Source organism: Prevotella sp. 20925_1_30 (assembly GCF_041433025.1).
In the GTDB taxonomy this organism is placed as follows: domain Bacteria; phylum Bacteroidota; class Bacteroidia; order Bacteroidales; family Bacteroidaceae; genus Prevotella; species Prevotella vespertina.
Genome location: NZ_JAPWAR010000041.1, coordinates 1 through 11,973 on the forward strand (window position 1 = coordinate 1; position 11,973 = coordinate 11,973).

Annotated in this window: 5 protein-coding genes; all 5 read right to left on the minus strand. The window is 42.5% G+C overall.

Going from position 1 to position 11,973, the window contains the following annotated elements; translation table 11 throughout:
• Positions 1–819, minus strand: an 819-nt coding sequence (locus O3603_RS11430) for an RHS repeat domain-containing protein (RefSeq protein WP_371522937.1), incomplete at its 3' end; no start/stop codon positions are given.
• Between the two features lie 64 nt (positions 820–883).
• Positions 884–1,426, minus strand: a complete 543-nt coding sequence (locus O3603_RS11435) for a hypothetical protein (RefSeq protein WP_089366010.1) — start codon at positions 1,424–1,426, stop codon at positions 884–886.
• Between the two features lie 6 nt (positions 1,427–1,432).
• Entirely contained in the window at positions 1,433–3,727 is a 2,295-nt protein-coding gene (locus tag O3603_RS11440) for an RHS repeat-associated core domain-containing protein (RefSeq protein WP_371522939.1), read from the minus strand.
• A 160-nt stretch (positions 3,728–3,887) separates the two neighbouring features.
• Positions 3,888–4,289 (minus strand): hypothetical protein, encoded by a 402-nt coding sequence (locus tag O3603_RS11445; protein WP_371522933.1) that lies wholly within the window; start codon positions 4,287–4,289, stop codon positions 3,888–3,890.
• Positions 4,276–11,973, minus strand: a 7,698-nt coding sequence (locus tag O3603_RS11450; RefSeq protein WP_371522935.1) for an RHS repeat-associated core domain-containing protein, incomplete at its 5' end; no start/stop codon positions are given. The genes O3603_RS11445 and O3603_RS11450, both read right to left, overlap by 14 nt.

The following is an 11,973-nucleotide window of genomic DNA, read 5'->3' on the forward strand; positions in this document are numbered from 1 at the left end:
TGCCATAGGATTCATGTACCTTGCACCATAATAGTACAAGCCAGTCTCTTCATCAAACTGTTTGCCATTGAATTTGTATGGTAAGTCTTCGGATGAAGAGTGTTCGTCTACAAGGAGTTCACCGTATGGTAGGTAAGCATCATACTGGGTGATGTTGGCCTTATCATCTGTGATATAAGACGTTGAGCCGAGGTGATTACTGTGATAGAAGAAGGTTTCTTCCTTTGTGGTATCATTAGGAATATAACCATAACCAGCCTGTGGATCATCAGGGTTGCTGGGGTCATTCCAGCTTACAGGTGGACCGGGGTTGGTATTCGGTGTGGTGTTGGGGCGTGGAGTCTGAATCCAACCCTGTGGCACATCATGATTACCGAGTGTGTCAATGATAGAGTTATACCCTCGTTTTGTATTCTCCGGATCACCATACGCGCCCTTCATGGTAGGTACACCAGGAGCAATGCCCTGCTGCTTATAGTACGCTTCTTTCTGCTTCTGAATCTGATTCATACGTTCAGCATAGTCCTGCTGACCAGCCGTTACGTATGAACCGTTGCGTCCGTAAACGTTGTTAAACAATCCTGTACCGATACGGCTGGCGATTCGTTTGTCACCAATGAAGTAATGCTTCGTGAATCTATTCTTGTTAACAGAGAGGATACTTGCAGGGTAAAGCGTGAAGTTATCTGTCTCATGGAAGGTAACACCCTGCGGTGCACCGTTGATATATACTCCCTCCATCGTACCGTAACTCTTCATGATACGCTCACCAGCAGCATTGTAGGTATAGCGGTTGATGCCGTTGTTGTCTTTCAACACCATCAGGCGGTTCTCCTCCTCCCAGTATAGCATATGATCATAAGATAAATATCTTTCTAATAGATTACATGCTATATTTATTTTTTAATTTATCGATTAAATTCCGATGAAAATTCTTAAGTAAAAAGTTTTTATATCTTATATTTTTTACCTTCTTTTTATCATTACATAAAGTAATTAATGTAATGTGCGTTATTTTAATTTTTGAATTAAAAAATCCAATATAAATGTGATACTCAAAAGTACAACTCTGCCCTTTTTCAAACCACAATTCAAATCCATTCCCATTTTCTTTAAGACTTTCGTTCCCATCAATATAACCATAAACGTCATTAGATATAACATTATCAAATCTATAAAAGTGAGAATCACGCTTAATCAAAAGAATCCTATTTTCCCCTTTATCAACGTATTTTTCACAACCGTCAGCTGTCATACTATAAGGGCTAAATATAGCTATTTGGGTATTCTGTCCATTTAAGGTAAGGCTATCAACAATAACATACCCTTGTGGAATTAAATATCCTTGCCATTTTCTTTGAGCTTTCCCATTTATACTAGGAGCTGAAAAAATAATAATGAATAAAATAAGAATAAACTTTTTCATATAAAATTATTTTTTATGCCAAAATATAGTTCTACCAAATGTACCTGTCGCTATTAGAGAGAATTTTGCTGTACTTTTGCCATCATGAATAAAAATTCCATTCCTCTCAAAAACGGGTGACACCTGCATCTTTGATTTTATCCTCTGTAAATAGCTTTCATTTCGATAAACATAATCTTTTCTGATATTATCTGGTATTGTTATTTTATTATACTGTCTAAATTTTGGATGGCTAAGCCCTTTAGTTGCAAAATCTGTTCCGTCCCACAACGTTGCACCATGAGTTGGATCAATATCTGATTGTAATGCATCTATTATACCTGCTCTTGCAGTAGTTCTTGTAGAACTTGTAAGATAATCTTTATCATAAGCAACTCTTGCTGATGCAGGAGTAGTCGAATAATTTTGATCATTCAGTTGTTCATATAAAGAATGGTTCTTTACTCTAGGCCCTCCTTTTACTCTTACATGTGCGTAATTCACATCTTTATCATCAACTGCATTATTAGCTGCATGTGCAATCCACAAGCTTTCATTTGGGGCATCACTCGATTCTACATCTACAATATGAGCAGCAATATTAAACTGTTCATCTGTCATACCATTTCCATGATCAATTAACTGAGTCAATTTACCATCTCGTTCAATATATACAAGATTATCTTTTCCTTCTTTCCTTAAGAATTTTCCTTGAGCATTGTATATAAACTTCTGACCATCAGGATCAAATAAATTTATTGGATTGTCTGCACAATAAACATAAGAACCTATTTCTTTATACTTCTCTGCCAGCGGATCCACCCCATACCACAGACAGGTAACAGGGTTCAAGTACCTTGCACCATAGTAGTACAAGCCAGTTTCTGCATCCATCTCCTTGCCATTGAACTTATACGGCATATCCTCACTACTACTATGTTCATCAACAAGCAATTCACCGTACGGCAAATAAGCATCGTACTGAGTGATATTGCCTTTACTGTCTGTGATATAACTTGTACTACCAAGGTGATCGCTGTGATAGAAGAAAGTCTCTTCCTTCGTTGTGTCATTGTCCACGTAGCCATAGCCAGGCTGTGGATTCTCTGGGTTCGTTGGATCGTTCCAGCTAATTGGAGCACCAGGCTCATTTCCTTCAGTAGTGTTGTGTTTCGGAGTCTGTATCCAGCCCTGTGGTACACTATGGTCGTCCAGCTCGGTAATCACAGTGTTATAGCCCACACCTGTATTTTCAGGATCCCCATACGCACCCTTCATTGTAGGTACACCAGGGGCAATGCCCTGCTGTTTATAGTATGTTTCTTTCTGCTTCTGAATCTGATTCATGCGTTCAGCGTAGTCCTGCTGACCAGCCGTTACATATGAGCCATTACGCCCATAGACATTATTAAACAGACCTGTTCCTATTCTTGAAGCAACTCGTTTGTCACCAATGAAGTAATGCTTTGTAAAGCGATTCTTATTTACAGAGAGGATACTTGCAGGATAAAGCGTGAAGTTATCCGTCTCGTGGAAAGTAATACCCTGCGGTGCACCATTGATATACACACCCTCCATCGTACCGTAACTCTTCATGATGCGTTCACCAGCAGCATTGTAAGTATAACGACTCGTCTTGCCGTTATCGCTTAAGACCATGAGTCGGTTGTCCTCATCCCAATACATCTCACGGGTAGTGTTCGTTGAGTCGTTCGTTACCAGTGTAGGATTACCATTAGCATCGTATGTGTAATGGTCGTGACCAATCTGCGTTGGAGCCGTCGGGTGGTTACTGTCCTCATACTTATAAGCAAAGTTATAAGACTTGGCAGTTGTCGTTGAATCTACCTTCTGCACCTTAGTCAGTGGTTCACTCATCCGTCCGAACGACATCACCATATCATACGATGCACGCTTAGCCTTACCATTTGCATGAACAAGGCGGTTCAGCTCATCATATTCATACGTATGCGAACTCCTTCCTCCTAACTTCGCCCTATTGAGTTTCGTCAGCGACGTTGGGTTGGCAGCATTCGTAATACCGAGGATATTATCCACAGCATCATAACGATACCTATTCTCCATCACAGTCTGACCATCCGCTGTAAGGTTCATCACCTGCAGACGTTCACGCTGCTTGTCGTAGGTATAGGTGGTCTCCGTGCCATTACCGAGTTTCGTATAGACCGTATGACCTTCCTTATCGTAACCTATCCTGTCAACAATAACGCTCTGACGTCCCTGTTTATTGCTCGTAAGACTCTCAACCTGTCCAGCTGCATTGTAGTGATAAGTTACCACTTCACCATCAGGATAAGTCATCGTCTGCACCCGGTTCCAGCTATCATACGTAGCACCATAGACATAAGTCCTGATATCCGCCACACTCGCCATTGTTGAATTTCGCTTGAATGAGAATAACTAAGACTATGAAGGGAATCTCTATATCATTGTGACGAACTTTTAATAATAGCTTTGTCCCTTAGTCTCCATATTTTTTTAAATATAATAACAACAAGATAACCATTATACCTATGCCTACAATTGCAAATCTCCAAAAGCCATTCCCGTCTCCTTCATAAAAAATATAGTTAAAGCATTTATTATAAAAAAACTTTTTATGCAGCTTATGATGAATTAAATCTTCTTCAGTTACTGGTACTGGATAATTCTGCCCAGCATAATTTATGGTAATTGTTGCAGATACATCAACATTACCAGGATTCACTTCTAAAATTTTGTAAGAATTATCTGGGATTCTTACTGAGTAATGCTTGTTAGTTAATAATGCAGCACAACTATACGAAAACCATGCGATACAGAAAATGGATACTATCCAAACATACCTAATTAAGATTCTACTTTTGTATTTATTTATCGCCATATTCTTTGGGTAATAGCTCTACGGCTTTACGAGCTATCTGTTTATGCGTTGTCTTTAATCCTGTTAGAAATCCAGAAAGGAGGCCATAGTTTAGCTTGGCTTCTTTTAGGCCAGCTAAAGCTTTACTTATTAGTTTTGCATTAGGAGATCTTCTACTCTGATAATCTTTAAGAACCTTCAAGGCTCTCTGATAGTTCTGTCTTGCCCCTATAGTAGCTTTTTTTATATAAGCAATAGGAAGAATGTGGCCAAATCCCTTACTTATTAGTGTTTGTGCTACTATTGCTTTTACATCAATACTCTTACCTGTAATCATTTTTGAAATAGCACTTTCTACCCCTTCAAGTATAATTCCTATACCTTCCTTGAGAATCCACTTAGCAATAGGATTTCTCACGATCTTTACCATGGTTGAAATTCCATTATCCAATGCTCCGCTTATAGCACCTGTTCCTACATTATATGCAATGCTTACACCGTCTTTCCATGTTAAACTCTTGTTAGCTTTAACAAATGAACTTATAGAAAGGTCATCCATTTTCTGGAACATTATAGAAAGGTATTCTGATGCACCACCAGCAAGCCCTCCGATAATAACGCCATCAATCCCTATTTTTCCATTTTTGTCATAGTATCTAATAGGATTATCAGAGCAATAGACATAACTAAGTAACGTTGGCTTTGTGAGGCTCATTGGATCCACCCCATACCAAATACTTGCCATAGGGTTCATGTACCTTGCACCATAATAGTACAAGCCGGTCTCTTCATCGAACTGTTTGCCATTGAACTTATATGGCAGTTCTTCACTGCTACTATGTTCGTCAACTAACAGTTCACCGTATGGAAGGTAAGCATCATACTGGGTGATGTTGGCATGATCGTCTGTGATGTAAGACGTTGAACCCAAGTGGTCACTATGATAGAAGAAGGTCTCTTCCTTTGTGGTGTCGTTTGGAATATATCCATAACCAGCCTGTGGGTCATCAGGATTACTCGGGTCATTCCAGCTTACAGGTGGACCGGGGTTAGTATTCGGTGTGGTGTTGGGGCGTGGAGTCTGAATCCAACCCTGTGGCACATCATGGTTGCCGAGTTCTGTGAGAACGGCATTATAACCAACACCTGTATTCTCTGGATCACCATACGCACCCTTTTCTGTCGGTACACCAGGAGCTACACCCACCTTCTTATAATACGCTTCCTTCTGTGTCTGGATCTGATTCATACGCTCTGCATAGTCCTGTTGACCAGCCGTTACGTATGAGCCGTTACGCCCATAGACGTTATTGAACAATCCTGTACCGATACGGCTGGCGATTCGTTTGTCACCAATGAAGTAATGCTTCGTGAATCTATTCTTGTTAACAGAGAGGATACTTGCAGGATAAAGCGTGAAGTTATCCGTCTCGTGGAAGGTAATACCCTGTGGTGCACCATTGATATACACACCTTCCATCGTACCGTAACTCTTCATGATGCGTTCACCAGCAGCATTGTAAGTATATCGACTCGTTTTGCCATTGTCAGAGAGTACCATCAGACGGTTGTCTTCATCCCAGTACATCTCGCGGGTAGTGTTGGATGAATCGTTCGTTACCAGTGTTGGATTACCGTTGGAATCGTATGTGTAATGGTCATGACCTATCTGTGTTGGAGCCGTCGGATGGTTACTGTCCTCGTACTTATAAGCAAAGTTATAAGACTTCGCAGTTGTTGTTGAATCCACCTTCTGCACCTTTGTCAGCGGTTCACTCATCCGTCCGAACGACATCACCATGTCATACGATGCACGCTTTGCCTTACCGTTTGCATGAATAAGACGGTTCAGCTCATCATACTCATACGTATGCGAACTCCTTCCTCCCAGCTTCGCCCTATTGAGTTTCGTCAGCGACGTTGGGTTGGCAGCATTCGTAATACCGAGGATATTATCCACAGCATCATAACGATATCTGTTTTCCATCACAGTCTGACCATCCGCCGTAAGGTTCATCACCTGCAGACGTTCACGCTGCTTGTCGTAGGTATAGGTAGTCTCCGTGCCGTTACCGAGTTTCGTATAGACCGTATGACCCTCCTTATCGTAACCTATCCTGTCAACAATAACGCTCTGACGTCCCTGTTTATTGCTCGTAAGACGCTCAACCTGTCCAGCAGCATTGTAATGGTAGGTTACCACTTCACCGTCAGGATAAGTCATCGTCTGCACACGGTTCCAGCTGTCATAGGTAGCACCATAGACATAAGTCCTGATATCCGCCACGCTCGCCATGACCGTACGGACAGTCTTTGTCACCTCGCCCTGTCTGCCGTAGTAATACGCTTCACCACCCGAAGCATCCTCAACGAGGGCAAGACGACCGGCACGGTTATACTTATCGCCAGCCTTACCATAGGTATAAGTAACACGGTTGAAGAGATTTTCTGGATAAAGCACCTCATGGAGTCGTTCGAAGTCGTAAGTGTAAGAGATATAACCCTTGTCAGATATCGACTTCCTAAGTTCTGCCGTAAGCTTCGTCAGGAGGTTACCTGCCGCATCATAGGTCATATCCGTCTCACCTGCATCAGGATGATTCACCATCAGTTTCCGACCGAGCAGGTCGTAGGCATACTTCGTCTCCTTGCCGTTAGGATGCTGAACCGTCATCACCTGTCCGACAGGATCATAGCTGTACTTCACCGTAATCTCCTCACCACGGGCATGCTGCACCGTCTCCCGGTTGCGTCCCTTGGCATCGGTATAGCTCTCCGCATGTCGTCCCAGTGCATCCGTGACCGTTGTCTGGAGCATCGGCTCACCGTCATGACTGCCGATAGAGTAAGCCGTACGTGTCACACTACCGTCAGCAAGCGTCACACTCGTGGTACGGTCGTGTGTATCATACTCTGTCTTTGCCTGCAGATCACCCGTAGCGTGGTTGTAAGTTCCTATGTTACCATAGCTCTCCGTCATTGGGTAATAAGCTGTGATGTTACGTCCGAAGGCATCGATGACAGCCCTTCCACTGACGATGGAGACCTTTTGATTGCTGCCACCAGACCAAACCACGCCCGTCTGCTTCGTCTGGACAGCACGCATCAGCGAGTCGGCAAAGGTATAGGTATCTATGTTGCCTTCCTTAGAATAATGGATGGTATGCGCCTTGCGTTCTGCAGGGAAGTACTCAAAGCGGATAGTAAATGGCTGACCGCTCTCTATCTCATACGGAGCACGGATAGTCATCTGTCTGCCCAGTGCATCGTAGGTGTATTCCATCTTCTGCCCGTTAAGGTCGGTCGTTACAGACGGAGCATTCCAAAGACCATCATAAGCCGTACTGGAGCTATAGCCGTATGCATCCTTGACACTTGTCACAAGACTATGATAGCGGTCATCATACGTATAAGCATAGAACATACGCTGATGGTTGTAGTTCTCCGGCTTCGTCATGCGTGTGATGTTACCATAGCCATCGTATGTCATGTTATAGACAGAAGGTTTGTCACCGTTATGGAGCATGATCTCCGTTATCTCACCGTTGCCGTCTACCTTCGTGCTGCGTTCACGGTAAGTCTTACCACCACTGCTGACAGCGATATGGCTCGGGACACTGACAATATACTTGTCGGCTATCTTATGATAGTTGATATCTGCCTCTAAGCTATAGCCCGTTGTAGTCTCCTTATATCCCTGTAGGTTACCATAGTCATCGTAAGTATTGCTGACAGCAACCGAAAGACTGTCCCCACTGGCTTCATCAAAGTTACTCTGAACAAGCGTCTTTAGGGCAGGGAAGACAACAGCATCTGTCGTATTATGACCAACGGCGAGTGTCTTTAGGTCGTAGTCATAGACAGCTCCCTGCAGTTTCTTTCCATCAGCGGTATAGAGATATTCACTCGTAACAAGTCCATGTGCATAGTAATCCCTGTTCTTACCATAAGTCTGTACGGAGTAACGATAGAGTCTGTCACCGTTCTCAGTGTCTATCTGATTGGTACGTACCTGCTTGAAACCATAGAAGTCACGCTCACGACGGTCACGATAGCCACCGCTATATTCAAAGGTATTCCTGCTTCGTACTGCTCCGTTCTCCTTGTATCCACCCGTAGTCTCAACAGATGACATCACCCAGCGACGTCCCGGCAAGTCGTAGCTTGGAGTTGTCTGCTCATAGTTGATATTAATATGTCCACCGAAAGGAAGCGTCACAGAGCGCAGCATGTTTGTTCTTCCCGTAAGGTTGCGGTAGACGATAAGCTGCTTTGCCCCGTCAGAAACGATAAGGTCAGGACGACCGTCGCCATCAATATCTCTTAATGCTGCTTCGGTATAGCTAACACCATCAGACAAAGAACCTACTCCTTTGAATGTAAGTTTGAATCTCAATATCCAGATATGAATAGGAATAGAGACAGAGAAATTACCATACTTGGAAATAGAAGTTGCTAAAGACTGATTAATTTGCCCATTTACCTCATGTGCATTCGGCATGAAACCAGCACCAGTATTAAAGGTTATATTGATTTTTTCTCCATCACGGGTAACCATGTCTGGTAAGCCATCACCATTGACATCAACAAAAGAGTTGTTGTTCTTTGTGGTAGTACGAGTTCCATTAAACCCAAAAGATATATCTGCACTTCCAAGAACTGGAATCTTGGTTCCTAAACCAGCACCCCAAGTACTATTTTCAGAAGATTCTACCGTTGACACTCCACTGACTTGTTCATCGGTGAAATTATAACCAAGTCCATATTTAACCTTACCATTATAGAGCATATCAGGGAGCCCGTCACCGTTGAGGTCTGTCCAATCCCTTGCCGTATGGGCTTTTCCTGAAGTGAAATCACCACTGGCACTCACTGACGCTTTTGAGACATCATTTCCATTTGCGGCATTATTTCCAGAAGCATCAGCATTATTTCCATTCTCTGTTTGGCCTTGTGCCGGTTGAGGGCTTATAGGTGTAGCTGGCGCATCATTAGAATTTTTACCTTTTTTCTTTGCTTCTTTAACAGCTTTCTCTGCGGTAAGACTTGCTCCAATTGTCCATGCTTCAGATTTGAATTCTGGTTGTCCTACATCTATCTTCATCCGTTCATTACCAAGAGCTCCTGTAGATTTCGTATATTGTGCAATAATAGCACCATCATTGTCATCCAGCCAGTCTGGGTAACCATTGCCGTTGATATCCATTAAAGCAACCTTGCTGTAAGAGGTCTGTGTAGTCTTACTTCCGCTTAGCCCTGCAAATAAGAAACTGCCGCTGACACTGTAGCCATTGCTCTTTGAACTGCTGACAAGCACAGGGGCAGACAGTTCTCCTGCATTTTCTGCATAATTGACACTATCTATCTGGATTACATCCTCACCTATACGGGAACTACTTATTGTGTCTACATTAATGAAAACATGTTCAGAACCTCCGACAAACATTTTTCTGTTCGTATTATAACCCATCACCAGAAAACGCTGCTCATTGATTGGGGTCAGACTCTCTACAAGTTTATTCCCGTCATGTGTAGAATGATAATGTTCAGCAATATTCTTGTATTTTTCCCTGTCAATCCTCAAGGCAGACACTTCGATAGGGCGAGAGGAGTACGCCTTGTTACCATTATAAGCAAACTGTCCCCAACCACGATAAAGGCTGCCATAGTCAACCGAGTTGTATCCAGAGAACACACAAGCCTCTAACGTATCCACAAGAACACGATGTTCAGCAATAACAACTGTAGAAGTAGCACCCTGGTAAGAGAGACTATCACGTAGGAACCGTACCTTAGCTTGAATTGATGCTGACAGTTCATTTGATATAGCAAAGGTTGCCGTTATCTTTCCTGTAGATAGCCGTTTGATAAGTGTAGTATCATTAACGGTGATAGTATCAGCCTTAAGTGTATTAGAGGTTCCTAACCAACAGGTATGATGTAGTACTGGCTGTCCATCTTTGTCATGTAAAGTAAGATAGACGGCTGCAGTATCCTTGTCATTATCCTTATTCTCACGCAGGACGGAAAGAACTGGAACAATGGATAGTACTGGACGGAATTTTTTACCCAAAGATGTTACATCAGGCTTTAGGTTTCTACTTGCAGCAATACTGACAGGCTTGTTGAACATCCTACGGGAAGCTACAAGGCGGACAGCATCTGTTTCATCATCATAATGGTAACTGCACTCCCATCGGACTTTGGTCCAGTCTATTGGCGAAGTTGTCGTAATAACAAAATTAAGAGATATTGAATCCTCCTCGCTCACATCAGCCATATAGTCATATGCTCCTTTGATAATTGTATCAGCTGGAAGAATGATACGTTTAATGATGGTTTCTCCATGAATATCCTGCCGTGTGACAGTAAGCATGACATCATCAGAGGTTTTTTCCTTTGTATAAGGGGCATGAAGCTTTACCTTACCTGTACGGTTGAAGACAGCAACATCGCTTTCACCCTCAATGTAATCAGCTTTGCTGTCGTATACTTTCAAATCAGATGAAAGATACTTGTCCTTACCAACTGGTAAGGAGGTATAGGTAATGATTGGATTCCAAAGCACTTTGTCATTATCTCCATCATATCTGGACTGAAGACGGAAGAAAAGTCTGTCACCAGCCTGTACACTACAATGAAGATTATGTGTTTTACTTCCAGCCTGCAACAAGGAGTCTCGAATCATGAATCCCTCATTCTCATGCTGTATACTATATATGATACCATCACCTTGGCTACTTATCTTCTCAATCGTACTCTTAATATTGACTGTTCCGTCAAATGGTGCACGCCACATACGAACAGCATCATTCAGCGGATTTTCCTTTTCCAAAGAATCACGAATGAGCCTGTAGTCTGGTACGAAATGGCTGTCTATGGCAGAACCTTTCTCTATAACAGGATTAGCTGTAACACCACTTTTTGGAGTAAAGACAGGCTTCCCATTTATTATATGGTTAAAATAGACACGTCCATTTACGGCTATATCCGTAAGGCCGTCACTGTTAAAGTCATAGAGAAAGGTACTTGTTCTGTCCTTACCAGTTGTACGAGTATAACTGATACCCGCAGACCCCTTAGTTTTACCGACTTTACCTATCTCAGCTGCAACTTCAGCACTAATGGAGAAACTTTTACTCTTTCCTTCTGAGAAGGAATTAACCCCTTGTATTGCGATAGGGTTACTAAAGGATGTCTTTACAGCATCAGAATTCAAGTTCTTACGATAGAACAGTTTGCCATACTGTTGAAAAAGTTTATCAGGCAACCCATCACCATCTATGTCGACAAAAGCAACTTTACCTATATTTCGACTCGAACTGTGCGTACCTGTCGTTCCGACATTCAGTGTTCCGATAGTAAGACCGAAGCCGAAAAACATACCCATACCTACAGATTTACTTGAGGAGTAACCAGCACCCAGCATACTGAGATTATCATTACATCCACGAACAGAGTGTTTCAGTAATGATTCATAGTCGTCAGATTGAGTTTTCCATAATTCTGCCTTAGAAGAGAAAAGCCCATTTTTGAGGTCATTATAATAGTCAAAAGATTGTGTAGCAACCTTACCATCCCTACTATCGTTCTGATTAATGCTCTTTAGCAGCATTTTGCCAAACGGTCCTTCTTCATAGTTTAAGGTATAGCTGCGGAGCTGTTGACCATTATTCTTCACCGTGACCTTACGGAGTAGCCCTTT